A 25,937-nucleotide genomic window follows, 5' to 3' on the forward strand; every position below is an offset into this window, starting at 1 on the left:
CGCCGAGCCGGGACCTAGGGGAGAAGACGGCGCAGCCGGCACATGCCCTTGCGCGCCCGCGATTGAAGCGCCTGCGGCGGGCTTTTTGCGCTGGGTCCCGGCTCGCGTTCCACGCCTGCGGCGCTGCACTTGGCCGGGACGCGCGCCCGTTTCCGGGAATACGACTTAGGAGGCGCGGTCGGCGCGGCTCGGCTGAAGATCGAACAGGGCGGGTTGCGGGTGCCCGTCGCGGGCGCACAGGCGGGCGATCGCAGCCTCCACGGCGGCGGAACCCGCGCGCTCCATGAGGGCGCAGGGACCGAGCGTGAAGCGCAGGGCGAGCTGTGCCCCCTTGTCCATGTCGGCAGGCGTCGAGGCGCCGGCATACAGCAATTCCAGGGCGGGCACGAACAGCGCGCCGAGAAGCCGCTGCTCGATCTCGTCGGCGACCTCGGAGGACGGCGCGGCCTCGTCGGAAACCTCCCAGGCCGCACCGCTCTCGCCCTGCCGCACCAGGGCAGCGCAGGCGCGATAGAAGGGGCCGAGCGGCGAGAGATTCTCCATGGCGTGGGCCGCCACCGTCGCCCCGATGAGGTTCATCACCTTGAACGGGCCGGCGGCGATGCCGAGCCGCGCGCGGGCGATGAAATCCACCTCCGACGGAGTTGCCCGCAGGTCCTGAACGATATGGGCCGCCTCATTGTAATAGGGGCAGAAGAAGCGGTTCACCACGAAGCCCGGCGTATCCGAACAGCGCAGCGGCACGCGGCGTGTCTGCTCCAGAAAGGCGAGGGCGCGCGCCACGGTTTCCGCCGAGGTCCGTTCCGCCCGCACCACCTCAACCAACGGGCTGACTTCCGCCGGGCTGAAATAATGCAAGCCGAGGAAGCGCGCGGCATCGGGCAGAACGTCGGCGATGTCGCCCACTTTCAAGGCGCTGGTATTGGTGGCGACGATGCTGCTGCGCGCGATGTGCGGGGCCAAGTCCGCGAACAGCGCGCGCTTCACCGCGAGATCCTCGAACACCGCCTCGATAATGAGATCGCGCGCGCCGAGTGCGGCGAGATCGCGCGCCCCGACGATGCGGGCGAGCGCGGCCTTCGCATCGTCCGCGCTCATACGGTTGGAGGAGACCCAGCGCTCATAGGTCTTGGCGGCGCGGGCCTTCAGTTTTTCAATCGCGTCGGCGCGCGCGTCGTAGATGAGCACGTCGATGCCGTGGCGCGCGGCGTCGAGGGCGATGCCGCCGCCCATCAGGCCGGCGCCGATTACGCCGAGATTTGGCTTGGTCATGTCGTCTGGTCCTTGATGAGGGCATCGACCTCTTGCCGTTCGGCGGGCCGCAATGCGCCGGGGCGGGTGCGATAGGTCGCGATCAGGCTGTGCCGCAGCAAAGCCGCGTGAAGAGGGGGATCGGCATCGCGCGCGCCCGCGCGGATCGTGGCGCACAGCGCGGCCGGGGAGGGCGCCTGCGCGGTGTCGAGACAGGCCGCTTCCGCCTCGCGGGCGACCGCTTCTGTCTCCATCTCGCGCCCCGCGATGGCGCAGGCATTGGCCACCATGGCCGCCTGATAGCGTTGGTCGCCGGAGAGCTGGGGCGCGATTTCTTCCTGCAGCGTCTTGCGGGCGATGGCGAGCAGGGCGGCGCCGAAGGTCTGCGTGCGCGGGGTCTGGCCGGTCATGGGCGTGCCTCCCAGGCGGCGGGCGCGGTGGCCCGCAGGATCGCCAGTTCCAGCTCGTCGGCGATGCGGCCGGTGAGCGCGAGTTCCAGCGAGCTTTCCTGCCCGCTCGCGTGCCGCGCGCCCTGCTGAAGCGCGATGACGGCCCAGCGGATATGGGCCATCACCTCGAAATAGCGCACGCGGGCATCGTCCACCGGCTGGCAGCTCTCGGCCGCGTAACCGGCATAGAGATCCGCGCGTTCGCCCATGCCGCCGGCTTCCAGGTCCGGCCGGCCGAAGCGCCAGCATTCGGCGCAGAACCAGCCCAGATCGGACATGGGATCGCCCCAGCCGGCGAATTCCCAATCCAGAATGGCCGTCACGCCGGTGGCATCGAGCATGTAATTGCCGGTGCGAAAATCGCGGTGGATGAGGCGAATATCGCTCGGCGGCGGGGCGGCAACCTCGCCCCAGCGCAGGCCCCATTCCAGCGCCGGACGCGGCTCGCCCAGCGCATCGAGCGCGGCGCGCAGATCGGCGATGTCGGCACGGGCGAAATCCTCCGGCGGGGCAGGCAGGAAGGCGAGGGCGGCTTGGGGCGGGCGCACGCGGTGCAGTTTCGCCATCTCCGCTCCGAGCCGGCGCAACAGCGCTGGCCGGTCGCCGCCGAGCGCTGTGTCCTTCACGACGCGCGGGCCGAGCGCGGTGCCCTCCATGCGTTCCATCAGCGCGAAGGGTGTGCCGAGCAGGGAGGCATCGGCGCATGAGAGGATGGGGCGGGGCACCGTGACTCCCGCCGCGTGCGCGACCTTGATGATCTCGAACTCCGCCACCCGGCCGTGACTTGAGCCCACCACGCTCGGCGCGTCCTTGCGCAGCACATAGGAGCGCTCGCCCGCTTCCGGGCCGCCCGCGATGGTGAGGTCGAGCCGCCAATTCTGCTGGATCGCGCCGCCTTTCAGCAATTGCGCCGCGCGCGGCGCCACGGCGGCGGCACCGAGTTCGCGGGTGAGAAAGGCGGCGAGTGCGTCGAGGGGGAGGCCCGCTTCGAGAGGCCCCTCACTTGCCATGGGGCACGCCCCAGCGCCAGAAATCCTGGCCTTCCCGCGCATAATTTGCGGCCAGCACCATGTCGTGCACCTCGCTTGCCCCATCCACCAGCTTCGCCTGGCGGGCATAGCGATAGATCCATTCCAGCGGCGTGTCCTTGGAATAGCCCTTGGCGCCGCAGAGCTGCAGCGCCGTGTCGGCGCACAGGTGCAGGGTTTCGGCCACATGGTTCTTGGCCATGGAGATTTCCTTGCGGGCCTTGTCGCCGGCATCCAGCAGCCACGCCGCCTTCATCACCAGCAGGCGGCCCACCTCGATCGCCGAGGCCGCGCGCCCGAGCTTGATCTGTACGCTCTCCCGGTCCGCGAGGCGGATGCCGAAGCCGGTGCGTTCGCTGGCATAGGCATGGCCGATCTCCAGCGCGCGCTTGGAGAGGCCGAGCCAGCGCATGCAATGGGTGAGGCGCGCAGGTCCGAGGCGGATCTGGGTGACGCGCAGCCCGTCGCCCTCCTTCATCAAAACATGCTCGGCGGGAATCTCCAGGCCATCGAAAATGAGTTCGCAATGCCCGCCGTGTTCCTCCGGCCCCATGATCTCGATGCGCCGTTCGATGTGCCAGCCGGGCGCCTTGGCGTCGAACAGGAGGGCGGTGAGGCCGGTGCGCGGATCGTCGGATGTGCGCGCCATGACGATGAAGCGCTGCGCCGCCTCCGCCCCGGTGATGAACCATTTGCGGCCGGTCACGACGTAGCGATCGCCGCGCTTTTCCGCGCGCGTCAGCATCATGCCGGGGTCGGAGCCGCCGCCGGGATGGGGTTCGGTCATGGCGAAGGCGGAGCGCATCTCGCCGGCGATCACGGGCTTGAGCCACCAGTCCTGCTGCGCGGGGGTGGCGACCTTGGACATGAGCATCATGTTGCCGTCGTCGGGCGCGGCGGCATTGAAGCAGGCGGGGCCGAAGATGGAGCGGTTCGCCTCCTCGTACATGGCGGCCTGCCCCACCATGCCGATGCCCATGCCGCCGAGCGCCTGCGGCACCTGCGGCGCCCAGAGCCCTTCGGCCCGCGCCTTGGCGCGCACCTGTTCGAGCACCGGCTCGGCGATGTTGTCATGGGCGTCATAATTCGCCCGGTCTGCTTCGAGCGGCAGGATGTGGTCGGCCACGAAGGCGCGCGTTTGAGCGCGAACGGCTTCGATATGCGGGGGGAGGGTGAAGTCCATCGGAGCCCCTGAGGGAATTAGAGGGAGGAAACGAGGTGCCCGCCGTCCACCGGCAGCACGACGCCGGTGAGTGTCGGCGCCGCATCGCCCGCCAGCAGCAGCAGGGGCGCGTCGAGATCCGTGAGGCGGGAGAGCCGGCGCTGGGGGATGCGCTTGATGAGCGCCTGGCCGGCGGGGGAGGCGAAGAAATCCGCGTTCAGCTCGGTTTCCAGATAGCCGGGCGCGAGCGCGTTGACGCGGATGGCGTAGCGCGCCCATTCCAGCGCCAGCGCTTGGGTCATCTGTGCGAGACCGGCCTTGGCGATGGTGTAGGGCGCCACATTCCCCGCCACCCGCAACGCCAGGATGGAGGCGATGTTGACGATGCTGCCGCCGCCGCTCTCCTTCATGGCGCGGGCCGCGCCCTGGGCGACGAAGAAGGCCCCGCGCAGGTTCGTGTCCACCACCTTGTCGAAAGCATCCGGGGTCAGATCCAATGCCGGGGTCGTGTCGGCGACGCCGGCATTGTTGATGAGCACGTCCAGCCGGCCGAGGGTCTGTTTCACCTCAACGAAGAAGGGTGCGATGGCGTCGTCGTCGGTCACGTCGAGGGCGAGCGGGGTGATGCTCCATCCCTTGGCCTTGGCTTCCTCGGCCAGCGCCGCGAGCCGGTCGGTGCGCCGCGCGGCGGCGATCACGCGCGCTCCGGCCCCCGCCAGCAGCCGGGCGAAATGTTCGCCCAGGCCCGAGGAGGCGCCGGTGACGACGATGCCCTTGCCGGCGACGTGATGCGCCAGATCCATACTCTCAACTCCGCGCGGTTCGGCCAGACTCAGCGCTGCATGCCCCAGCGCCGCACAGTGTAGCGCTCGATGGTCTGGAAGATGACCCCTTCGATGAACAGGCCGACGATCATCACCGTCATCAAGCCCGCGAACACGCCGGGCGTCTCCAGCAAATTGCGGTTCTCGAAGATGAACCAGCCAAGCCCGCCCTGGCCGGCGGAGACGCCGAACACCAGTTCCGCCGCGATCAGCGTGCGCCAGGCGAACGCCCAGCCGATCTTCAGCCCCGAGAGGATCGAGGGAAAGGCGGCCGGGATCAGGATCTGAACCACGAAGCGCAGCCCGCGCAGGCCGAACGTCTGCCCCGCCATGCGCTGAGTTTCCGACACCGCGAGGAACCCGGCATGGGCGTTCAGCGCCACCGCCCACAGCACCGAATGCACGATCACGAAAATCAGGCTCGGCACGCCAAGGCCGAACCACAGCAGCGCCAGCGGCAGCAGGGCGATGGCCGGCATGGGATTGAACATGGCGGTGAGCGTGGAGAGCAGGTCGGTGCCGATGCGGGTGGAGACCGCGAGCGTGGTGAAGATGGCGGCGAGCGCGATGCCGAGCGCATAGCCCATGATCAGGATGCGCATGCTCACCAGGAGGCGGTCCGGGATGCGCCCGTTGATGATGTTGTCCCACAGGGCCCGCAAGGTCTCGGTGAAGCTCGGGAAGATCAGTGGATTGTCGAGCCAGCGGCCATAGATTTCCCACACGATTGCCAGTGCCACCAACACCAGGGCGCGCCGCACGATGGCGTGGGCGAACATGCGCTGGATGAACGGCAGGGGTGCTTCCACCGCGCCGGTCTTCACCGGCGGCAAGGTGGTGCGGACATATTCGGGCCGGATCACCGGCTCCAGCTTCATCGCAGTCTGCGACATGGGGATCTCCTTGGGATGGGTTCGGCGGCCGCGCCTTCAGTGAGCGGGCTGGGTCTCGTCGAACAGCATGGTGTGAATGCGCCCGCAGAGGGTCTGGAACTCGGCGCCGCCCTGGTGGCTGGCGTCGAAATGGTGGGAGTTCAGCTCCGCCTTCACCTGTCCAGGGTGGGGCGAGAGCACGAGGATGCGGTTGCCGATCAATACCGCCTCCTCGATGGAATGGGTGACGAACACCACCGTGAAGCGAATGTCGTCCCACAGATCGAGCAATTCCTGCTGCATCCTGCGGCGGGTCAGGGCGTCGAGGGCCGCATAGGGCTCGTCCATCAGCAGCATGTCGGGCCGCATGCCCATGGCGCGGGCGATGGCCACGCGCTGCTTCATGCCGCCGGAGAGCATGTGGGGATAGGCATCGACGAACTTGGTGAGGTTCACCTTCTCCAGCACGTCCACGGCACGGTCATCGGCCTCGCCCGCCGACATGCCGTTGGCGCGCAGCGGGAACGCCACGTTCTGCCGCACCGTCTTCCACGGCATGAGCTGGTCGAATTCCTGGAACACCATCATGCGGTCCGGACCGGGGCGCGTGACCTCCTGCCCCTTCAGGCGGATCGCGCCCTGGGTGGGGCGGATGAAGCCGGCGATGGCCTTGAGCAAGGTGGATTTCCCGCAGCCCGACGGCCCGAGCAGCACGAAACGGTCGCCTGGGAAGATCTCGAAGCTCACTTCGGACGTCGCCGTCACCAGATGGTCGCGCGTCTTGTATTGCAGCGTCACGCCGTCCACTTCGAGCAGCGGCTTGACCTTGGCGTCGGGATATTGCGGCGTGGGCATGTGTTTCATCTGGCTCCCCTGAGGGTCGATCTTTTTATTGCTTTTCAATGTCTTGAAGGGCTGCTTGTCTCGGGTCGGCGGCTTGGCGGGCCGGCGCGGATCAGGCTTTGGCTTTGGCGGCGATGAAGCGTTCCACCGCCGTCTTATGATCGTCGGTGGAGGTGATCACCGCATAATGGGAGGAAATCAGATCGAGATTGCTCCGGAGGTCATTGCGCATGCCCTGGTAGACCGCGCGCTTGATCATGCGCAGGGTCAGTTGCGGCGCGCGGGCGATGCGGCGGGCAATCGTCTCCACCTCGCTCACCAGCGTCGCATCGTCGAACACCTTGTTGACGATGCCGATGCGCAGCGCCTCGTCCGCGTCGATGAAATCGCCCGTGAAGAACAATTCCAGTGCCTTCGCCGTGCCGACGAGACGGGGCAGATAATGCGCGCCGCCGGCGCCGGGCACGAGGCCGACCTTCACATAGGTTTCCGCGAAGCGCGCGCTTTTCGCGGCATAGCGCAGGTCGCACATGAGCGCGAGGTCCATGCCCGCGCCGGTGGCCACCCCGTTCACGGCCGCGATCACCGGCTTGTCCAGATCCTCCAGCGTGAGGGGGATGCGCTGGATCTTCTCGAACAATTCGTCCTTGCGCTGCGCCGGGCCCTGCTGGAGCCGGTCGCCCATCTCCACGATGTCGCCGCCGGAGCAAAACGCGCTGCCGGCTCCGGTCACCAGCACCACCTTCACGGCGGGGTCTGTGCGGCAGTGCTGGAGCGCGTCGGTCCAGGCGGCGATCATGTCGAAGGTGAAGGCGTTCATCCGCTCGGGGCGGTTCAGCAGGATGGTGCCGACGCCGTCGCTGACGGTGAATTTGAGATGGTCGCTCACGAGATCCGCTCCAATTCCTGGTCCGTGTCGGCCTGCGTCAGCGCTTGGATTTCTTCCGCCGAGAGCCCGGCCTCGGCGAGGATTTCCGCGCCGTGCTCGCCGAGACGCGGGGCATGGTGGCGGATGCGGAATGGGGCCGCGCTGAACGACACCGGCTGGCGCATGGAGCGATAGGCGCCCTCGCTCGGATGTTCTTCGATGGAGAAGAAGCCCACCTCCTGGAGATAGGAATCCTCCAGCAGATCATCGAGCCCGTTCACAGGCATGCAGGGGATGGAAACCCGGTCGCAGAAAGCTTCCCATTCCGCGGTGGTGAAGCGCACCGCCTCCTGTTCGACCGCCGCATAGAGCACGTCGATATTCTGCACCCGCTCGCCGAGGGTCGCGAAGCGCGGATCGTCCTTGAACTCGGTGCGGCCGGTGAAGTCGAAGAAGTCGCGCCAGTTGCGATCCGAATAGGGCAGGATGCAGGCATAGCCGTCGCGGGTGGCGTAGGGCTTGCGGCGCGGGGAGATCACCCGGTTGAAGCCGGGCGGGCCGAGCGGCGGCTCGAAGGCCGCGCCCACCATGTGCTCCACCAGGTTGAACTCCACCATGGTCTCGAACATGGGCACTTCGATCGCCTGCCCCCCGCCGCCATTCGCGCGCTGGAGCAGGGCGGCCATGATGGACGAGGCGATGGCCTGCCCGGCAATCTTGTCGCACAGCACGGTGGGCAGATAGCCCGGCGTGCCGTGCATCGCCGCCTGGAGGGCCGAGAGGCCGGAGCCGGCCTGGATCAAATCGTCATAGGCCGCCTTGTCCGCATAGCGGCCCTTGGCGCTGAAGCCGTAGGCGCCGCAATAGACGATGTCGGGATTGAGCGCCTTGACCGCCTCATATTCATAGCCGAGGCGGGCGATGGCCTTCGGCCGCATGGAATGGACGAACACGTCCGCCCCCGCGATCAGCCGGCCCAGCGCGCGGCGCGCGTCCGGGCGCTTCAGATCGAGCACGAGCGAGCGCTTGTTGCGGTTCAGATGCAGGAAGTTCCCCGCCATGCCCGGCGTGCGCGAGGGCTTGTAGCTGCGGAAGGTGTCGCCTTCCGGGGATTCCACCTTCACCACATCCGCCCCGAGATCGGCGAGGATATGGGTGGCGAAGGGGCCCATGATGACGTTGGTCAGGTCGATGATGCGCACGCCGGTGAGCGGGCCGCTTTGCTCAAATGAAGACACGACTCTTGCTCTCCTCAATCCTGCGCGCCGGACGGGCGCAGGGCCACCAGCATGGGCCACAGGGCGTCCCCGCCCTGGCCGCACACCGCGCGGCCGATACGTTCCTGCCAATGGGCCTCGCGGCCGAATTCATCGCGCCAGGCCCACAGGCGGCGCGTGAAGAAATGCAGCGGATGTTCATGGGTGAAGCCCATGGCGCCGTGCACCTGGTGGCAGATTTCCGCCACCTTGCCGGCGGCTTCCCCGCACCGCGCCTTCGCCACCGCCACCGCGAATGGAAAGTGCGCCCCGCCCCAAGCCGAGGCCGCCAATTGCGCCGCCGCGCCCGCCGCGGCGCACTGGCCTGCGGCCTCCGCAAGCATGTGCTGCACCGCCTGGAAGCGGCCGATGGGCTTGCCGAACTGCTTGCGCTCGTTGGCATAGGTCAGCGCAAGATCCAGGCAGCGCTCCATGGCGCCGACCATCTGCTGGGCGCGAAGGAAGGCGCCGAACATCATCAGCCCGTCGGCATCTGAAAGGCTTGCGGGCAGGGGGCGGATGTTGCCGGCATCCACCCGCACGCCCGCGAGCGTGAGGCTGTCGCGCGGCTCGTTCGCCACGTTCTGACGGCTGCGAACCGGCCGGTCGGCCTGGGGCAGCAGCACGAGATGGGCGGTGCCGTCGCCGTCATGCGCGGCGAGCAGGATGAAGCTTGCCTGCGCGCCCCAGGGGACGGAGGAAAGCGACCCGTTAAGCACGGCGCCTTCGCCGTCGAATGAAAGCGCAAGGCCTGTGCCGGTGGCGAGCGTGACCATGCCGTCCACCGCCGCGCCGCCCGCAAGGGTCCAGAGCGCTTGGGCCATCAGCGTTTCGGCGAGTGGGGCCGGCAAGGCGTGATAGGCCGAACGGCGGATGATCTGGCCGGCGGTGACGGCGGAAAGGCCCGCGCCGCCCGCCTCTTCCGACACCAGAGCAAGGGTCAGCCCGGCTTCGCTCACCGCATCCCAGGCGGCGAGCGGAAAGGCGCCGTCATCGGCCGCCTTCAGGCAGGCGGGCGTGACGTGGTGGGCCAGCAGGCGGTCCGTCTGCTCCAGCAGGATGGCGGCGAAATCGTCCTCTCCGGACGCGGCGGGGGCGGTGTTGATATCGAGCATGGGGTGTCTCAGCGCAGTCCGAGGCCGCGCGCGGTGACGCTGCGCAGGATTTCCCGCGTGCCGCCGCGCAGCGTGAAGGAGGGGGCTCGCAGCATCACGTCCGCGAGTGTCTCGGCGAACGGGTCGTCCTGCGCATCGAGGCTGGATTCCACCGGCATGAGCCGGCGCGCCACCTCGGGAATGTCGCGCTCGAAGGCGGTGCCGACATCCTTCACCAAAGCGGCTTCCACGTTCGGCATTTCATTGCGGCCGAGCAGGGCCGCGACCGAGGCGGACATGTTCATGAGCGCGGCCATATGGGAGACAAGGCGCCCGGTCTCCACCGCCTGCTGGCGGTCGGGCTCTTGGCCGATGCGGTCCACCAGTTCCACGAGCAGGCGGTAGTCGGACATGAAGCGGTCCGGCCCGGAGCGCTCGAAGGCGAGTTCCTGGGTGACCATATCCCAGCCCTGGCCCTCTTCGCCCACCATGAGCGCGTCGGGCACCACATGGTCGGTAAAGAACACCTCGTTGAATTCGTGATTGCCCGAGAGATCGTAGATCGGGCGCACGACGATGCCGGGGGCGGACATGTCGATGATGAACTGGGTCAGCCCGCCATGGCGGTCGGGGCCGGCATCGCCGGTGCGCACCAGGGCGAGCAGATAATGGGCGCGGTGGGCGTTGGTGGTCCAGATCTTCGAGCCGTTGAGCACGAAGCCGCCCTCGGTGCGGGTGGCGCGGGTGCGCACCGCGGCAAGATCGGAGCCGGAATCCGGCTCGCTCATGCCGATGCCGAAATAGCATTCGCCGGCACAAATGCGCGGCACGATGAGGTTTTTCGCGTATTCCGTGCCGTGGCGCAGGATCTGCGGGGCCGATTGCCGATCCGCGATCCAATGGGCGCCGCAGGGGGCGCCGGCGGCCAGCATCTCCTCGGTGACGACGAAGCGCACCAGGCTGGAGCGCTCCTGCCCGCCATAGGCTTTCGGCAAGGTGACGCCGACAAATCCGGCGGCCGCCGCGCGCTTGGAGAAGGCGGGGTCAAACGTGCTCCAGGAACAGCGGTGCGGAACGAACAGGCCGGCGTCGCGCTCTGCTTGCAGAAAGGCGCGAACATCCTGCCGGATCTGCTCGGCTTCCGCCGGAAGATGATCGAAGCCGAATCGAAAGCTTTGCATATGGGCGGCGCTCCCTGGTCACGCTGCTTTTCCCCGGTGGCTTTGCGGGGCGCGGTGTTGTTGCGGGCAGAAAAGCATCCGCGTGGGGCCGGCCGCAAGCGCATTACACATATATGGAAAAATCATCAGATATGTGATCAATTGACCGGCGCACGTGACGGGAGCGACCATGCGGAAGCCAGCAAAATCAAAGATCTTCGAAGAAGACGAGGGGGTTCGCTCGGTTGCGGCGGTCGGCGACATGGCCGACAGCCCGGTGGTGAAATCCGCCGAACGGGTGCTGCGGATCCTGGAATATTTCGACGAGATCCAGCGCGACGCGCGCGTCACCGAGATCGCGGCGCATCTCCAGTTTCCCCAATCATCCACCTCGGCCCTGCTCAAGAGCTTGGCCCAGCTCGGTTATCTGGATTATGACCGGGTGCGCCGCACCTTCCTGCCCACCGCCCGCGTGGCGCTGCTGGGCACCTGGCTGAACGAGGGGCCGGTGCATAACGGGCGCCTGCTGCGCCTGATGGAGGAGGTCTCGCGCGAGAGCCGCGACACCATCATCCTCGCCGTGCGCAACGGCATCTATTCGCAATATATCCACGTGGTGCAGGCGACGACGCCGATCCGCTATCACGTGCCCCAGGGCTCGCGGCGCCTGCTGGCATGGTCGGGCACGGGCTTTGCCCTGCTGATGCGCGCGCCGGACGAGGAGGTGCGCGCGCTCGTCGCTCGCACCAATGCGGAGGCGCCGAGCGACCGGCCGCGCATTGATTATCGCGCCGCGCTCGGCCATGTGCACGAAGCGCGGCGCGCCGGCTATTTCTTTTCCCGCGCTTTGGTCTCGCCCGGTGCGGGCGCGCTCGCCATGCCGCTGCCCGACGGCATCGAGCGCCGCAACCGCCCCATGGTGATCGCGGTTTCCGGCGTGCTGGAGGATATCGAGCGGCGCGAGCACCGGATTATCGCGCTCCTGCGCGATACCATCGAACGCTATCTGGTCTCGGATTGAGCGCATGAAAAAGGGCGCCCGCGGGCGCCCTTTCCTTCGGTTGCGCCGTTCAATTGCCGGCGCGCGCGGCGATATAGGGGAAGAAGACATCTTGCCATTTCTCCGGCATCTTCTTCATCATCCCCTGCTCCACCATGTATTTCGCATAGGTCAACACGCCCTGCGGCTCGGTCTGGTAGATGATCGAGCCGTCGGTGATGATCTTTTCCGCTTCCGCCTGGGCGAGCTGGACGGTCTCCGATTTCAGGTAGATTTCCGCCGCCTTCTTCGGATCGGCGCGGATCAGCTTGCAGGCTTCGTCCAGTCCCGCGAGCAGCGCCTGGGCCGCCTTGGGATTGGCATCGACGAAGGATTGCATGCCCGCGAGCGTCGCGGCGGTGGCCTCCTTGCCGCCGAAGAGGTCGGCGGAGACCAGGACCTTGTGGATCTTCGGGTCGCGCTCCAGGATCTGGGAGAAAGGCGGGGTGGCGAAATAGCCGCCGATCGCCTGCCCGGCGAGCAGCGCCGCCGTCGCGTCGGGATGCGGCAGGCTCGCCATGAGCGCGTCCGCTTTGCTCTTGTCACCCAGGTCGCGTTGGGCGGCGACGCGCAGCAGAATCGCCTGGGGCGAGTTGAAGGCCGGCACCGCGATCTTCGCGTCCGGCGTGAAATCCTTGAAGGACTTGATCTCGGGCCGGTTGGTGAACAGCGTGTAGGTGACCACGGAGAGGCCGCCGAGGCTCTTCACCTGCTGGCGCCCGCGCGTCTTATCCCATGCGATCAGCGCACCGGCGATGCCGAACGCGCCGAAATCCACGCTGTTGGAAAACAAGGCATCATTCATGGCGGCGGAGCCGGAGAAGCGGTTCAGCGTCACCTCAAGGCCGGGCAATCCCAGCGCTTTGGCCTGTTTGTCGAACAATTTTTCCTGCGTCGCCACCACGATCGGCAGATAGACGAGGCCATATTGCAGCCCGATCCGCACCGTGGAGGTTTCCGCGCGCGGCGCGGCTGAAAAGGCGATGCAAAAAGCCGCGACAAGACAGGCAACAGCCCTTTTTGGGGCGTTCGTAATCATTTTCTCTCCCTTGAAGTTCCGGCGCGCGGGCGTGGCGGATACTTTCCGCTTCTTCATGCCGGCCCGGGCGGACGATGGTGGCGCAGATACCGGGCGGATCAAATCATCCGCCGCGCGGGTCGCGCAACGCGCATTGCGTGCTTGGAAGAGAATATCATGGATGTGTTGAACCGTTGCGATGCGGTACGGCCTCGGCTCACGCCCGGCGCGCCGTTCGCATCCGGCCCGGTCCCGTGCCCGCACCGCCGGCGGCGGCGCGGACAGGGGCGCCAAAGCCCTATGGCTGCGCCGCGCCCGGCCGTGCGGTGTCGGTGAGGCGCGCCAGCTGCGCTTCCAGTTCGGCAATGCGCCGGTCGCGCACCTCCAGCGCCGCCGCGACATCGGCGGCCTCGAAGCGCTGGGGAATATGCTGCGGGCAGTTCGCGTCCCAGGCCGTGAGGGTGAACACCACCGCCTGCTCCGGCACGCCCTTGTAGCCCTCGACGCGCAAAGCCTCCAGCAAGGCGAGATCATCCTCCACCGCCCGTGCCGTGCCCCACATCTTGATGCGCCGGCGGTTCACATAATCCATCAGGAAGATGTGCGCTGCCGGGTTTTCGCTGAGGTTTCCGAGCGTGATGTATTGCCGGTTGCCCTTGAAATCGGCGAACGCGATCGTGTGCGCATCCAGCACCCGCAAAAAGCCCGGCGGGCCGCCCCGGTGCTGAATATAGGGCTGGCCGGCGGCGCTGGCGGTGGCGAGGTAAAAGCTCGTCTGCGCCGCAAGGAAGGCGGCGAGATCGGGGGTGATCTCGTCGCGCCAGCCGCCGGTCTCCTCCATGCGGCGATACCCGGCGCGCGAGCCCTTGCGGGCCTGGATCGCCTTGACCGCCGGGGAAAAGGCGATGTCGCTCGGAACGGATAAGGGTGAGGTCATCGGTACCTCCTGTGCGCGATCTTGGTCCCCCGTCCCGCCGGCCGGTGGTCTGGACGGCGGGACGTGCGGAGCGGCTCAGGCCGCCTTGCGCGTGGTGACGATCGGGAAGTCGATTTCGGTCTTGGCGACTTCGTTGATGTAATTGGTCCAGGTGTTGAGGGCGACGTGAAGCACGATCTCGATCACCTGGCCGTCGTCATAGCCGGCCGCCTTCACCGCCCCGACTTCGCTGGCATCCACGTGGCCGCGCTGGCGCGCCACGCTGGCGGCGAAGCGGACCGCCGCATCGGCTTTGGGATCGGTCGAGGTGCCGTCGCGGTTGGCGGCGATTTCGGCCGCTTCGAGCTTGGCGAGCGCGTGGCCGAGATAGGTGTGGGCCGAGAGGCAATAATCGCAGCCGTTGATCTCGGCGATGGCGATCGCGATGCGCTCGCGCGTCGCCGCCGGCAGGCGGCCCTTGCCGAGCGCGGTATTGAGCCCGAGGTAACCTTCCAGCGCGGCCGGGCTGTTGGACACGAGGCGGAACAGATTCGGCACGCTGCCGAGCTGGGCCTTCACGGCATTCAGCAGCGGCTGGGCGGCGGCGGGCGCGTCCTCGATGGTGGCCGGGATCGGGAGACGGGGAGCGGAAACGTGAGACATGGGATCATCCTCCTGTGGGGGGCGCCGGTCGCCGGCATCCATGGGTCGAAGATGATCCTGCCTGAATGAAACGATAATCCCCCGGATCTGCAATTTATTATTCCGATCAGCGGAATGATGGGTCATTGCTCTCAGGCGCCCATTGGGCCGCCCGGCGCCTCAGAGCCTTTCGCAGGAAGTCGATGAACACCCGCACCTTCGGGGCGAGATGCGGGGTGGGCGGATAGAGCGCGCTGATGTCGGCGCCCGGTGCCTCATGGTCGGTGAGAATGGCCTTGAGCGCCCCGCTCGCAAGCGCGTCGCCGACCATCCAGACCGGCACCATCGCAATGCCCATGCCGCACAGCGCGGCGGCGCGGACGGCCTCCGAGCTATTGGTCGAAAAGCTGCCGTTGACGCGCACCGAGACCGGCCCGGTGGGACCGGTGAAGGGCCATTCGTTTCCGGTGGAGAGATAGCGATAGACGATGCAATCATGGGTGTGCAGGGCGTCGAGCGTGCGCGGTTCCCCGCGCGCGGCGAGATAGGCAGGGCTCGCGACCAGCACGCGCCGGCTCTCGCCCAGATGCCGCACGATCAAATTCATGTCGGACAGGCGGCCGATGCGGATCGCCACGTCCACCCGTTCCTCGATCAGGTCCACGAACCTGTCGTTGAGCGAAAGGTCCACCGCAAGGTCGGGATATTGGCGGAGGAAATCCGGCAATTCGGGCATGATGTGCAAGCGCCCGAATGCCATCGGCGCGCCAACCCGCAAGGTGCCCACCGCCGCGCCCTGGAGCTGGGAGACGCTGGATTCGGCCTCCGCCAGATCCGCCAGCAGCCGTTTGGCATGATCGTAGAAGCGCGCCCCGGCCTCGGTGAGGCTGAGCTTGCGCGTGGTGCGCTGGAGCAGTCGGGCGCCCAGGTGGCGCTCGAGTTCCACGATCTGCTTGCTCGCCGTGGGCTGGGAAATGCCGGCCGCGCGGGAAGCGGCTGAAAAGCTGCCGGTTTCAACCACCCGCACAAACAGGCTGAGGGAGGCAAAGCGATCCACCGGCGCACCATTCATTCCTCTGAAGAATGAATCATATGCGATGAAGCGGGATTTTGAAAAGCGAAGGATGAGATCAAATGGGAGCGGACTGCTCCTGAAGGAAAACGCCCATGTCCTTGCACCTGCAACCGGAGGCTTGGCGCTCCCGCCTCGCAATCCAGGCGCCGGCCCTGCCGGTCCAAAAATGGGAGGTGGTCGCGTGAGCCTGCTCCAGGATCTTGCGGCCCGCCGGGCCGCCTTCGAGCGCGAAGCCCCCCGCGAGCGCGTCTCCCTCTATGAGGGGGCGATCGAGGATCTGCGCCGCTCCGGCCTGCTCGACGTGGCGCTGAGCGCCGGCCAGACCGCACCGGACTTCACCTTGCCGGATGCGCAAGGGGACAATGTCCACTTCTTTGACCTTCTCGCGAAGGGGCCGGTCGTCGTCACCTTCTATCGCGGCGGCTGGTGCCCGTACTGCAATCTTCAGCTGCGTGCCTATCAGCAGGCGCTGCCGGCCATCCGCGCGCTCGGCGGGGAATTGCTCGCCATATCGCCGCAATTGCCGGACCGCTCGAAGGAGACGGTCGACGCCGGCAATCTCGCGTTCCCGGTTCTGAGCGATGTGGGGAACGTGGTCGCCGCCGACTATGGCCTGGTGTTTGAGCTGCCGCCGCAATTGAGCGAGGCCTATGCTCGCAACGGCATCGAGCTGCCGCAGATCAATGGCGAGACCCGCTGGCGCCTGCCCGTTCCCGGCACCTTCGTAATCGCGCCCGACGGGCGGGTACTGATGTCCTACGTGGATGCCGACTATCGCAATCGCCTCGACCCCGAGGAAATCGTGACCGTGCTGAAGGATCTCAGCGACGAGCGGGAGGCGCCGGCTGCCGGCGCGCAGGGAGAGAGCGCATGATCGACCTGTTCTACTGGCCCACGCCCAACGGCCACAAGGTGACGATGCTGCTGGAGGAATTGGGCCTCGACTATGTGATCCATCCCATCGACATCAGTGCCGGCGATCAATTCAAGCCGGATTTTCTGGCCATCTCCCCAAACAACCGCATGCCGGCGATCACCGATCCCGATCCCGCCGACGGCGGGGCACCCGTGAGCGTGTTCGAATCCGGTGCCATCCTGGTCTATCTCGCCGAGAAGGCCGGGCGCTTCCTGCCCTCGGATGTGCGCGGGCGCAAGGAGGTGCTGGAATGGCTGTTCTGGCAGGTGGGCGGGCTCGGCCCCATGGCGGGGCAGAACCACCATTTCGTGCAATATGCACCGGAGCGCATCCCCTATGCCATGGAGCGCTACGTGAAGGAAACCAACCGGCTTTATGGCGTGCTGGATAGGCGCCTCGCGCTCGTGCCGTTCGTTGCCGGGGCGGATTATTCCATAGCAGACATGGCGATCTATCCCTGGGTGGTGCCCTGGCGCCGCCAGCAGCAGGATCTTGATGCTTTTCCCCATCTGAAGCGCTGGTTCGCCGAGGTCGCGGCGCGTCCGGCGACGGTGGCGGCCTACGCGAAGGGCGCGCCGTACCAGAGCCGCCCGGCCGTGACCGAGGCCGGCAAGAGCATCCTGTTCGGGCAGACCGCCGCCAGCATCGCCCCGCAAGCGGCGACCACGCTTAAGGAGAAGAACAATGAAGCTTGAGGAAAAGACAGTCCTGCTCACCGGCGCGGGCAGCGGCATTGGCCGTGCGGCCGCGCTCGCTTTTGCCCGCAAGGGCGCGCGCCTGTTGCTTGCCGGGCGGCGCCTCGCACCGCTTGAGGAGACCGCCGCCCTGGTGCGGACGGCCGGCGGCTCGGCGCAGGTTCAGGTCTGCGACGTCACCGTCGCCGCCGACCGGGCCGCCTTGATCGCCGCCGCGTCCGGAGCGTTCGGCGGGCGGCTCGATATTCTCGTGAACAATGCCGGCAATGTGCGTGCCGGGCGCCTGGAGCAGATCCCGGAAGCGGAGATCGAGGCCATGATCTCCCTCAATCTTCTCGCGCCGATCCTGCTGTCGCGCGCCGCGCTGCCTTTGTTGCGGGCGAGCGGGGACGCGGCCATCGTCAATGTCTCTTCCGGCTTCGGGCTGGTGGGCGGGCCGTTCTATGGCACCTATGCCGCCGCCAAGGCGGGGCTCGGCCGGTTCGGCGAGGCGCTGCGCCGCGAACTGCTGGGCGAGGGGGTGCATGTGATGACGCTTTATCCCACCGCTACCGATACCCCGATGCTGGCCACCAACAAGGCCGGCCCGGATCTCGGCTTCGTGCGCGAAACCCCTGAGGCGGTGGCCGACGGGCTGATCGAGGGGCTGGAAAACAACGCCCGCGAGGTGATCCGCGGTGGCGCGGCGCGCCTCGCCATGATGACGAAGAACCGCGAGGAGCCGGAAGCGGTCGACGCGCGTTTCCGCACCATCAAGGCGGATCTGGAAGCTGCCGTCTCCACCCATCGCGCCTTCTGAAGGTGTATGCGTTTTCCGTTTCCTCCCCGCCCACGGAGCCCTGATGATCAAGTTCTATTTCCATCCCTCGCCCAACCCCTACAAGGTGGGGCTGTTTCTGGAGGAAGCCGGGCTCGCCTATGAGGTGATCCCGGTGGACACCCGAAAGGGCGAACAGCACCTGCCGGCGTTCCGCGCCATCAATCCCAACGCCAAGCTGCCGGCGATCGTCGACACCGACGGCGTGGGCGGGCCGACGGCGGTGTTCGATTCCAACGCGATCCTGCTGTATCTCGCGCAGAAGATCGACCGCTTCCTCGGCCGCCCGGAAGACCGTGGCGACCTGTTGTCCTGGCTCATGTTCATAGCCACCGGGGTCGGTCCCTATTCGGGCCAGTCGGTGCATTTCCAGCGCGCAGCCCCGGAAAAGCTACCGTACGCGATCAACCGCTATCGCCGCGAAGTGGAGCGCCATTACAGCCTGCTGGACGAGCGCCTGGCCTCCGGCCGGACGTTTCTCGTCGGCGAGGATCTCACCATCGTGGATATGTCGGCCTGGGGCTGGCTGATCCGGGCCTCGTTCGCGCTGGGCGTGGACGAAGATCCGCTCGGTGCCTTCCCCCATCTCAAGCGCTGGTTCGAGATGGTGGACGCCCGTCCGGCGGCCGCGCGGGCCCGCGCGGTGGGCAGCACCTTGACCTTCAAGCAGGAGATGGACGAGGTCGCCCTGCGCGCCCTGTATCCGCAGAATTATCCGGCTACCCCCGCCTGAGTGACTGCGGCGCTTAAGACCGCGGCGGAGGGATCAGGCATCTTTCCGCCGCGCAGAGACCAGGTCCCCGGGGGGCGGGCCGTCATGTCCGCTCCCCTTTGCACGGCTTCGCCTCCGACACGATGGCGTGAGGGGGTAACGATGGCCGCCGCCGCGACGAAAACCTCTCGGACGTCCATTCTCCGCCGACGGCGGAGTCGCTCCGCAGAGGGTGCCCCGTGAAGCCGATTTTTCTCTTCTCCGCCGCGCTCGCGCTCGCGACGGCGGCCGCGCCGATTGCCGCGCGTGCCGCGGAACAGCCGGTGGTCGTCGAGCTGTTCACCAGCCAGGGCTGCTCTTCCTGTCCGCCCGCCAATGCCAATCTGATTGAGCTGACCCGCCGGCCGGATGTCCTCGCGCTGAGTTTCAGCGTGACCTATTGGGATTATCTCGGCTGGAAGGATGTGTTCGGCAAACCCCAATTCACCCGTCGCCAGGAAATCTATGAGCCGAAGCTCGGCCAGGCGGGTCCGTTCACGCCGCAGATGGTGATCAACGGACAGGCGAGTACGGTGGGCTATGACCTCGCGGAGGTGGAGTCCCTGATTGCCCGCAGCCGGCGGCCGGCCGGCGCGCCCGCGCTGAATTTGCGCGGTGGACGCGCCGTGATCGGCGCGGGGACGGCGCGCGGCGAAGGGGCGGATGTCTGGCTGGTGCTCTATGATCCGCTCACGCGCGAGGTGCCGGTGCGGCGCGGCGAGAATGGCGGGCACACGCTCGCCCATGCCCATGTGGTTCAGGACTTGGTGCGCCTCGGCGATTGGGAGGGCCGCGCGGCGAGTTTTCCGCTGCCGGAGCCGTCGGCGGGTCTGAAATCCGCCGTGCTGGTTCAGGAGCGCAATGGCGGCCCGATCCTCGCCGCCGCGACGGATGAGCGAACGGAAAAATGACCGTCCGCTTGTCGCCCTGAGCGCGCTTGAGCAAAGCCCCCGGCATCGCCCGCGCTGCCGGGATCGCTTCAGCGGGCGAGCTTTTCCAGCGCCTCCGCCGCCAAGCGGCGGGTGAGTTCGCCTGCCGGCAGGTGCCGGGCGAGGCGCGCGGCCTGGCCGGACCACAGATTGGAGAATGCGTTAGACCCTTCCGCCTCGGCCCCCGCGCGCAGCGGCGCCAGCGCGCCGCTGGCCAGCGGGAAGCTCGGCGCATCCGGGCTGAGCGGGCCGATTTCCTGCATGACCCGGTTCATGACGCCGCGCGCGGGCCGGCCGGTGAACAGATTGGTCAACGCGGTGCTCTGATCGTCGGCGACGGCGAGTGCCGCCCGATGCACCGGCAGCACGTTCGCCTCGGGGCTGAACAGATAGGCGGTGCCGATCTGAACCGCCGCCGCGCCCAGCGCCAGCGCCGCCACGATGCCACGCGCATCGGCGATGCCGCCGGCGGCGATGACAGGCACGGAAACCGCATCCGCCACCTGTGGCACCAAAGCGAAGGTGCCGGACTGGCGGTTCAGGTCGTCACTGAGAAAATGCCCGCGATGGCCGCCGGCCTCCAGACCCATGGCGATGATGGCATCGCAGCCGTGCTGTTCCAGCCAGACCGCCTCGGCGACGCAGGTGGCGGAGGAAATGACCTTGGCTCCCGTGGCCTTCACGCGCGCCAGCAGATCGGCTTCGGGCAGGCCGAAATGGAAGCTCACCACCTTCGGCCGCTCGGCCTCGACGATGGTGCAGAAGGCGTCATCGAACGGCGCGCGGCCACCGGCCGGGATCGGCGCCTCGGGATCGAGCCCCCGTTCCAGATAATAAGGCGCAAGGCGCGCCCGCCAGCGCAGGGCCCGTTGGGGGTCCGGCTGGGGTGGCGTGTGGCAGAAGAAGTTCAGGTTGAGCGGGCGCCCGGCAAGGGCGGGCCGCACCGCGTCGAGATTGGCGCGCAACTGCTCCGGGGTGAGGAGCGCGCAGGGCAAAGCGGCGAGCCCGCCTGCGGTGCCCACCGCGACGGCCAGTTCGGGAGATCCGGGGCCGGCCATGGGCGCGAGCAGAATGGGAACGTCGATGCCGAAAAGCGCGAGGATGCGACGGTCGGGCCATTGGGTCATGGCATTTGCCTCTCGGGGCGGACGGAGCGGCGGGATGGCGCCGGGTCCGCGATCAGATAGGGGTATCCGGTTGACGCGACATTCTTCAAATGAGAATATAACTCGTAAATCATTCTCAAAAACAGATCAAGCGGGCGGCGGGCGTGGATTTCTCGACCCTTGAAATTTTCCTGGCTGTGGCGGAAACGCGCAGCGTGACCCGGGCGGCGGAGCAACTCGGCCGCGTGCCTTCCAACGTGACGACACGTTTGCGGCAGTTGGAGGAGGATCTTGGCGCGGCCTTGTTCCTGCGCGAAGGCAAGCGCATGGACCTGACCGCCGAAGGGCGGACCTATCTGGATTTCGCGCGGCGCATCCTTTCCCTCGGCGCCGAGGCGCGGGGTGCCCTGAACCCCAGCCTTCCGACGGGCCGGCTTCGGATCGGCGCCATGGAGAGCACGGCCGCGAGCCGCCTGCCGGCCCCGCTCGCCGCTTTCCACAGCGCCTGGCCGGAGGTGGATCTCGACCTGAAGACCGGCACCAGCCGTGCCCTCGTGGCGGATGTGCTCGGCCACGCGCTGGAGTGCGCCCTGGTGGCCAGCCTGCCCGGGGAGGAGGGATACGACCCATGCCTCGTCCCGGAACTGGAGAGCCATGCGGTGTTTGAGGAAGAGCTGATGCTGGTGCTTCCGGCCCGCCATCCGCCGGTTCGCACGGCCGACGACCTGGAGGTGAAACGGCTCGCGGCGCTGGAGGCGGGCTGCACCTATCGTCGGATCGTCGAGACTTGGGTCACCCGTTCCGGGCTGGGCGAGCGGGAATTGCGGCCGCTGGAGCTGCGCTCCTATCACGCGATCCTCGCCTGCATCGCGGCGGGGGGATGTCTCGGCGTGGTGCCGCGGTCCGTGCTCGCGCTTCAACCCGCGATGGCGAGCATCAGCTGCCAGCCCTTGGCGACGGTTCCAACTCTCCTGATCCGCCGACGCGGCTTTCGCTCGGCCGCGTGCGACGCGTTCCTTGCGACGCTCCGCGCTCATTCCACGCATTCTCACACATAATATCCATCATCGAGCCCCCCGCGCCCCGCCGTCCCACCCACCAGAGGTGGGGCTTGCCGCAATGGCGGCTGAAGGGCGTGGTGGCCATTTCGGAAATCCACGCGCCGCGCCTTGGCGGGATGCGTGCGCGTTATTTTCCGTCGGTGGACAGGCCGAGCGTCTGCGCCATGCGCACCAGGTCGGCGAGCGATTTCGCTTCCATCTTCCGCATCACGTGGCCCCGGTGGATCTTCACGGTGATCTCGCTGAGGCCGACTTCGGCGGCGACCTGCTTGTTCATGAGGCCGGAGGTGACGAGGGCCATGATCTGCTTCTCGCGCGCGGTGAGCGTCGCATAGGATTGCTCGACCGCCGAGACCGCCTTGTGCGCCTCGCGCCGGGCGCGGTCGGCATCAATAGCGGTGGTCACCGCGTCGAGCATATCCTGGTCGCGGAAGGGCTTTGTGAGGAAGTCCACGGCGCCCGCCTTCATCGCGCGGACCGACATGGGAATGTCGCCGTGGCCGGTCATGAAGATGATGGGCATGTCGGTCGCGGATTTCGCCAGCTGCGCCTGGAAATCGAGCCCGCTGACACCCGGCAGGCGGATATCCAGCACCAGGCAGCGCGGCACATCGGGAAGCTTTGCCGCGAGCAACTCCGCCGCGGAGCCGAACAGTTCCACCCGCAGCCCGACCGAGCGGAACAGGCTGGAAAGGGCGCTCCGCAGGTCGGCATCGTCGTCGATCACGATGACCAGGGGCTCGCTGGACGGCGCGGATGCGCTTGAGGCCGGGCGAATGCTCACGAGCAGGTTTCCTCATGCATGGGCAGCGTGACGCTGAAACACATGCCACCGCCCTCGGTGAGGGTGGCGGCGACAACACCGTTATGCGCTTCGATGATCGAGCGCGAGATGGACAGGCCCATGCCCATGCCATCGCTTTTGGTGCTGTAGAACGCATTGAACAGCAATGGAATATTTTGCGGCTCCACGCCCGGGCCGGTATCCGTGACGCTAATCTGCACCGCGTTGGCGGATGGATCGTCGCGCCTGCGCGTCTCCACCCGCAGGCGTCGGCGCGCGGCCGGAACCGCCTCCATGGCCTGGATCGCGTTGAGCGCGAGATTGATGACCACCTGCTGCAATTGCACCCGGTCTCCGAGAACGCGGGGCACGCTCCGGTCCAGGCAAAGGTCGAGCGCCACGCGGTGGTTCGAGAGCTCACGCTCCACCAGCAGCAGCGCGTCGTTCATCGCCTCGTTGACGTCCACCGGCACGCGGTCCGCTTCCCCGCGGCGCGCGAGCGCGCGCAGCCGGGCGACCACGTCGCTGGCGCGCCGGCCGTTGCGGATCATCTGCTCCACGGCGGACTTGGCCTCCCCGAGGTCGGGGATCGCCCGGCCGAGCCAGCGCAGGCACGCTTCGCCATTGGTTACCACCGCCGCCAGCGGCTGGTTGATCTCGTGGGCGATGGATGCGGTCAGCTCGCCCATGGTGGTGATGCGGGTGACGTGGGCCAGCTCCGCCTGGGATTGGTGAAGTGCGTCCTCGGCGTGTTTGCGCTCGGTGATGTCGCTGTTTGTTTCCATGGCCGCCAGGGGCCGCCCGCGCTCATCGCGCTGGAGTGACCAGCGGCTCATGACCACGACGGATGCGCCCTCGCGGGTGGTGTGGACGAGTTCGCCTTCCCACCGGCCCGTGCGCTGGAACTGCTCGAAGATGTCCTGCTGCGGCTCTGGAAACACCGTGTGCAGCAGCGTGCTGGCGCGCTGGCCGACCGCTTGCGCGCGGGTCCAGCCGTACAGCTCCTCCGCGCCGTGATTCCAATAGGTGATGATATCATCGACGGTGCGGACGAAGATCGCGTCGTGGGTCAGGTCCAGCAGGTCGGCCTGCTCGCGCAAAGCGCGCGTCGCGTGCTGGTTCTTCAGCGAGAGCAGGGTCGTGACGGTGATCGCGGCAACGCTGACCACCCCCCGCATGGTGGAGGAGATATTGTAGTTCTCGCTGTGCATGATGGTGAAGCTCAGCACCGTGAGGCCGATGCAGGCCGCGCCCGCCAGCAGCAGGCCGCGCCGCTCCAGGTAAGTGGCCGAGAACAGCACCACGATCACGTAAAGCACAGCGATCGCCATATCGAGCGGCGAGATCGTATCGACGATGAAGATCGCCGTCGCGAGCGCCGTCGCCATCGCCATCATGAACCATTTTCTTGGCTGCGGCTGTGCCTCCACCTCGTCCAAGACGGCCCCCTGCGTTTGATGTTCGGAAAGACCGGGACAGGATGCACCCTGTCCCGGTCTTGCACGTCTGCTTTGCCTTAAGGACGACTTAGCATCAATACTGGTCAGCGTCCTGCGCCGGGCCCCAATGGGGGTCGTGATCCTGCGCGGTACCGCGCTGGAGCGAATAAGAGTCCGTGCTGTAGCCGGCGGTCGCGCCCTGCGAGGCGTCCTGCTGGGGTTCGGCAACCTGGCGCTCGTGCGCTGCGGCCGCCGCGGCGTAGGAGGCCGGCTGGGCGGAAGCAATGCCGGTCGCGCCGAGCAGGCCGATCAGGGCGGCGGAAAGGGTCTTGGTCAAGGTGTTCATCGACGTATGTCCGATGTGGGTTGCGATGGACGTAAGATGCCGCCGTCGGATCGCCTTCGATACTATTCGCCCGTTGCTTTGGATTATGCCTTGGAGGGCGGGGGGCATACGTTGGTATGTTTTTCGACTCTGCGGATTTGCGGCGCGCACATGAAATCGGCGCCTGTGAGGCGCCGCGACATGGAAAGAATTGGGCAAAGGGCAGGGGACGCTTTGGCGCGGCATGGAAAGCCACGCCATCGTCCCGATGGTGTCCCATCACGCCATCGCCAGCGCCTGGTCAATGCAGGCGATCATCGCGGTGCCATCGAACGGCTTGCTCAGGAAGCCGATCGCCCCCGCCGCCATCGCCTGTTTGCGAATGCGGTCCTCGGGAAAGGCGGTGACGAAGATCATCGGCACGCGATTGCCCTGCCGGCGCAGATGCGATTGCAGCTCCACGCCGGACATGCCGGGCATCTGCACATCGGTGATGATGCAGTTGGTGTCCCGCGCCCGCTCGGAGTTCAAAAACGCGTCCGCCGATGCGAAGGTGCTGGTGCGCAGGCCGAGCGATCGCACGAGATTTTCTATGGCGGTTCGCACCGCGTCATCGTCATCGACGATGGTAATCATTGGGTTGGTTGGCACACGATTAATCCTTTCGCCAGAATCGTCCGGCCGCGACCAGACGCCTCACCCCGAAAGCAACATGGCGTGGAATAAATCAGAATTGAATCATACGCTGGTTTGCTTTTGTCTGATGTCCATACGGAACATGATGACCTAGCGGAAGAAGCATAAGAGCGCGCGCGACAGGGCTTTCCCATGGGTCGTCTCGTCTCCACTTCCCGGCAGAGGTGAACGCCGAGCGTGCGACACCGCACGGCGAGCCAGAGGCGCGCGCAGCTGATCCCGGCGAGGACCTATACGAAGGTTTCTGCGCATACAAACCACAAGACATGAGAAGAAACCTAGGTGCAATTCATCCAGGGTTTGGCGAACGATATTGTGCTTTCACTCAAACAGGAGTGACCACAATGAACACCTTCACCAAGACCCTTACCATTGCTTCGACCCTGGTCGTCATGGCCGCCTCCACTGCTTTCGCCGACCCGTACATCGGCCCCGAGAACGAGCAGCAATATGCCGTGTCGCGCCAGGAGAGCCTGCTGCCGATGCCGGCTGAACACCACAAGGCCGTGCACGCCGCTCAGGCCGAAGCGCCCAATGCCGTCGCCTTCAACGCGCAGTCGGGCCCGGCTTTCGATCCGGCCGTGAATTGAACGGGCTCAGCCACCGCATCGTTCCGATGAAGGTCACGATCCCAACCGGCCTTCTGGCCCTCCTCATCCTCGGCGCGCTCCCGCAGATGGCGCGCGCCGACATCATGGGGACGCGGCAAGAGGCGGTTCAGTGGCACGAGCGCGGCGCCGGGTGCGATCCCGGCATCGCCGGACTTTCGGATATCGTCATGCCCGGGGATCTGATCTCCGGGCCGGTCGATTCCCCTGCTGCGGACCGCGCCAGGTCCGCTGCCACCTGCACGGCGTTGAGCGCTGACGCATTTCCCTGACGAGACGGGCGCGCCTCAGGCCGCCCGCTTCTCGCGCGCCC

At 67.0% G+C, this 25,937-nt stretch carries 29 protein-coding genes; 9 read left to right on the top strand and 20 right to left on the bottom strand.

Annotated elements, in window-relative coordinates; all coding sequences use genetic code 11:
- Positions 1-165: 165 nt before the first annotated feature.
- From V5F78_RS03545 to V5F78_RS03595, 11 genes are all read right to left on the bottom strand, one after another.
- On the bottom strand, positions 166-1,272 hold the full coding sequence (locus V5F78_RS03545) for a 3-hydroxyacyl-CoA dehydrogenase (RefSeq protein WP_394066506.1): 1,107 nt from the start codon (positions 1,270-1,272) through the stop codon (positions 166-168).
- Positions 1,269-1,661 carry a DUF6285 domain-containing protein gene (locus V5F78_RS03550; protein WP_394066504.1) on the bottom strand — a complete coding sequence of 131 codons (393 nt, stop codon included), beginning with the start codon at positions 1,659-1,661 and terminating at the stop codon, positions 1,269-1,271. Before V5F78_RS03550 ends, V5F78_RS03545 begins: the two co-directional genes overlap by 4 nt.
- Positions 1,658-2,710 carry a phosphotransferase family protein gene (locus V5F78_RS03555; protein ID WP_394066503.1) on the bottom strand — a complete coding sequence of 351 codons (1,053 nt, stop codon included), beginning with the start codon at positions 2,708-2,710 and terminating at the stop codon, positions 1,658-1,660. Before V5F78_RS03555 ends, V5F78_RS03550 begins: the two co-directional genes overlap by 4 nt.
- Entirely contained in the window at positions 2,700-3,911 is a 1,212-nt protein-coding gene (locus V5F78_RS03560; protein ID WP_394066501.1) for an acyl-CoA dehydrogenase family protein, read from the bottom strand. Before V5F78_RS03560 ends, V5F78_RS03555 begins: the two co-directional genes overlap by 11 nt.
- A 17-nt stretch (positions 3,912-3,928) precedes the next feature.
- Positions 3,929-4,693 carry an SDR family NAD(P)-dependent oxidoreductase gene (locus V5F78_RS03565; protein ID WP_394066499.1) on the bottom strand — a complete coding sequence of 255 codons (765 nt, stop codon included), beginning with the start codon at positions 4,691-4,693 and terminating at the stop codon, positions 3,929-3,931.
- A 29-nt stretch (positions 4,694-4,722) separates the two neighbouring features.
- Complete coding sequence (locus V5F78_RS03570) at positions 4,723-5,607, bottom strand: ABC transporter permease (protein ID WP_394066497.1); 885 nt, start codon at positions 5,605-5,607, stop codon at positions 4,723-4,725.
- A 36-nt stretch (positions 5,608-5,643) separates the two neighbouring features.
- Positions 5,644-6,450, bottom strand: coding sequence for an ABC transporter ATP-binding protein (locus V5F78_RS03575; RefSeq protein WP_394066496.1), 807 nt, complete (start codon positions 6,448-6,450; stop codon positions 5,644-5,646).
- A gap of 91 nt (positions 6,451-6,541) precedes the next feature.
- A complete protein-coding gene (locus V5F78_RS03580) occupies positions 6,542-7,318 on the bottom strand; it encodes an enoyl-CoA hydratase/isomerase family protein (RefSeq protein WP_394066494.1) in 777 nt (258 codons plus the stop codon).
- Positions 7,315-8,535, bottom strand: coding sequence for a CaiB/BaiF CoA transferase family protein (locus V5F78_RS03585; protein WP_394066493.1), 1,221 nt, complete (start codon positions 8,533-8,535; stop codon positions 7,315-7,317). The genes V5F78_RS03580 and V5F78_RS03585 overlap by 4 nt, the downstream gene beginning before the upstream one ends.
- 14 nt (positions 8,536-8,549) lie before the next feature.
- Positions 8,550-9,668: an acyl-CoA dehydrogenase family protein gene (locus V5F78_RS03590; protein WP_394066491.1), complete on the bottom strand. Its 1,119-nt coding sequence runs from the start codon at positions 9,666-9,668 to the stop codon at positions 8,550-8,552.
- Between the two features lie 8 nt (positions 9,669-9,676).
- Positions 9,677-10,828, bottom strand: a complete 1,152-nt coding sequence (locus V5F78_RS03595; protein WP_394066489.1) for an acyl-CoA dehydrogenase family protein — start codon at positions 10,826-10,828, stop codon at positions 9,677-9,679.
- 169 nt (positions 10,829-10,997) lie between these two features.
- Between V5F78_RS03595 and V5F78_RS03600 the strand changes: the two genes are divergently transcribed.
- The gene (locus V5F78_RS03600; RefSeq protein WP_394066487.1) at positions 10,998-11,828 is read left to right on the top strand and encodes an IclR family transcriptional regulator; all 831 of its coding nucleotides are present in this window, start codon (positions 10,998-11,000) and stop codon (positions 11,826-11,828) included.
- A gap of 49 nt (positions 11,829-11,877) precedes the next feature.
- On the opposite strand, the gene V5F78_RS03605 is transcribed toward V5F78_RS03600, so the two are convergent.
- From V5F78_RS03605 to V5F78_RS03620, 4 genes are all read right to left on the bottom strand, one after another.
- Positions 11,878-12,885, bottom strand: a complete 1,008-nt coding sequence (locus tag V5F78_RS03605; RefSeq protein WP_394066486.1) for an ABC transporter substrate-binding protein — start codon at positions 12,883-12,885, stop codon at positions 11,878-11,880.
- A gap of 277 nt (positions 12,886-13,162) precedes the next feature.
- Positions 13,163-13,801 carry a pyridoxamine 5'-phosphate oxidase family protein gene (locus tag V5F78_RS03610; RefSeq protein WP_394066485.1) on the bottom strand — a complete coding sequence of 213 codons (639 nt, stop codon included), beginning with the start codon at positions 13,799-13,801 and terminating at the stop codon, positions 13,163-13,165.
- A 75-nt stretch (positions 13,802-13,876) separates the two neighbouring features.
- Positions 13,877-14,443 (bottom strand): carboxymuconolactone decarboxylase family protein, encoded by a 567-nt coding sequence (locus V5F78_RS03615; RefSeq protein ID WP_394066483.1) that lies wholly within the window; start codon positions 14,441-14,443, stop codon positions 13,877-13,879.
- A 106-nt stretch (positions 14,444-14,549) separates the two neighbouring features.
- A complete protein-coding gene (locus tag V5F78_RS03620; protein WP_394066481.1) occupies positions 14,550-15,494 on the bottom strand; it encodes a LysR family transcriptional regulator in 945 nt (314 codons plus the stop codon).
- Between the two features lie 184 nt (positions 15,495-15,678).
- On the opposite strand from V5F78_RS03620, the gene V5F78_RS03625 reads away from it, so the two are divergent.
- From V5F78_RS03625 to V5F78_RS03645, 5 genes are all read left to right on the top strand, one after another.
- Positions 15,679-16,371: a peroxiredoxin-like family protein gene (locus V5F78_RS03625; protein ID WP_394066479.1), complete on the top strand. Its 693-nt coding sequence runs from the start codon at positions 15,679-15,681 to the stop codon at positions 16,369-16,371.
- Positions 16,368-17,108 (top strand): glutathione S-transferase N-terminal domain-containing protein, encoded by a 741-nt coding sequence (locus V5F78_RS03630; protein WP_394066477.1) that lies wholly within the window; start codon positions 16,368-16,370, stop codon positions 17,106-17,108. Before V5F78_RS03625 ends, V5F78_RS03630 begins: the two co-directional genes overlap by 4 nt.
- Positions 17,098-17,907, top strand: a complete 810-nt coding sequence (locus V5F78_RS03635; RefSeq protein WP_394066475.1) for an SDR family NAD(P)-dependent oxidoreductase — start codon at positions 17,098-17,100, stop codon at positions 17,905-17,907. Before V5F78_RS03630 ends, V5F78_RS03635 begins: the two co-directional genes overlap by 11 nt.
- 43 nt (positions 17,908-17,950) lie before the next feature.
- Positions 17,951-18,658, top strand: coding sequence for a glutathione S-transferase family protein (locus tag V5F78_RS03640; protein ID WP_394066473.1), 708 nt, complete (start codon positions 17,951-17,953; stop codon positions 18,656-18,658).
- Positions 18,659-18,876: 218 nt separating this feature from the next.
- A complete protein-coding gene (locus V5F78_RS03645) occupies positions 18,877-19,587 on the top strand; it encodes a DUF1223 domain-containing protein (protein WP_394066471.1) in 711 nt (236 codons plus the stop codon).
- Positions 19,588-19,655: 68 nt separating this feature from the next.
- Here the strand turns inward: V5F78_RS03645 and V5F78_RS03650 are convergent, their stop codons facing one another.
- On the bottom strand, positions 19,656-20,732 hold the full coding sequence (locus V5F78_RS03650; protein ID WP_394066469.1) for an NAD(P)H-dependent flavin oxidoreductase: 1,077 nt from the start codon (positions 20,730-20,732) through the stop codon (positions 19,656-19,658).
- A 143-nt stretch (positions 20,733-20,875) separates the two neighbouring features.
- On the opposite strand from V5F78_RS03650, the gene V5F78_RS03655 reads away from it, so the two are divergent.
- Positions 20,876-21,769: a LysR family transcriptional regulator gene (locus V5F78_RS03655; protein WP_394066467.1), complete on the top strand. Its 894-nt coding sequence runs from the start codon at positions 20,876-20,878 to the stop codon at positions 21,767-21,769.
- A gap of 130 nt (positions 21,770-21,899) precedes the next feature.
- Here the strand turns inward: V5F78_RS03655 and V5F78_RS03660 are convergent, their stop codons facing one another.
- The 4 genes from V5F78_RS03660 to V5F78_RS03675 form a co-directional block, all read right to left on the bottom strand.
- The gene (locus V5F78_RS03660) at positions 21,900-22,556 is read right to left on the bottom strand and encodes a response regulator transcription factor (protein WP_394066465.1); all 657 of its coding nucleotides are present in this window, start codon (positions 22,554-22,556) and stop codon (positions 21,900-21,902) included.
- Positions 22,553-23,953: a sensor histidine kinase gene (locus V5F78_RS03665; protein WP_394066463.1), complete on the bottom strand. Its 1,401-nt coding sequence runs from the start codon at positions 23,951-23,953 to the stop codon at positions 22,553-22,555. The genes V5F78_RS03660 and V5F78_RS03665 overlap by 4 nt, the downstream gene beginning before the upstream one ends.
- A 136-nt stretch (positions 23,954-24,089) precedes the next feature.
- Positions 24,090-24,341: a hypothetical protein gene (locus V5F78_RS03670; RefSeq protein ID WP_394066461.1), complete on the bottom strand. Its 252-nt coding sequence runs from the start codon at positions 24,339-24,341 to the stop codon at positions 24,090-24,092.
- A gap of 258 nt (positions 24,342-24,599) precedes the next feature.
- Entirely contained in the window at positions 24,600-24,956 is a 357-nt protein-coding gene (locus V5F78_RS03675) for a response regulator transcription factor (protein WP_394066882.1), read from the bottom strand.
- A gap of 404 nt (positions 24,957-25,360) precedes the next feature.
- On the opposite strand from V5F78_RS03675, the gene V5F78_RS03680 reads away from it, so the two are divergent.
- Together V5F78_RS03680 and V5F78_RS03685 are read left to right on the top strand one after the other, a co-directional pair.
- Positions 25,361-25,606 (top strand): hypothetical protein, encoded by a 246-nt coding sequence (locus V5F78_RS03680; protein ID WP_394066460.1) that lies wholly within the window; start codon positions 25,361-25,363, stop codon positions 25,604-25,606.
- A 26-nt stretch (positions 25,607-25,632) separates the two neighbouring features.
- Positions 25,633-25,896: a hypothetical protein gene (locus V5F78_RS03685; protein ID WP_394066459.1), complete on the top strand. Its 264-nt coding sequence runs from the start codon at positions 25,633-25,635 to the stop codon at positions 25,894-25,896.
- Positions 25,897-25,937: the final 41 nt, after the last annotated feature.

The organism is Roseixanthobacter glucoisosaccharinicivorans (assembly GCF_043195095.2).
Lineage (GTDB): Bacteria > Pseudomonadota > Alphaproteobacteria > Rhizobiales > Xanthobacteraceae > NCEH01.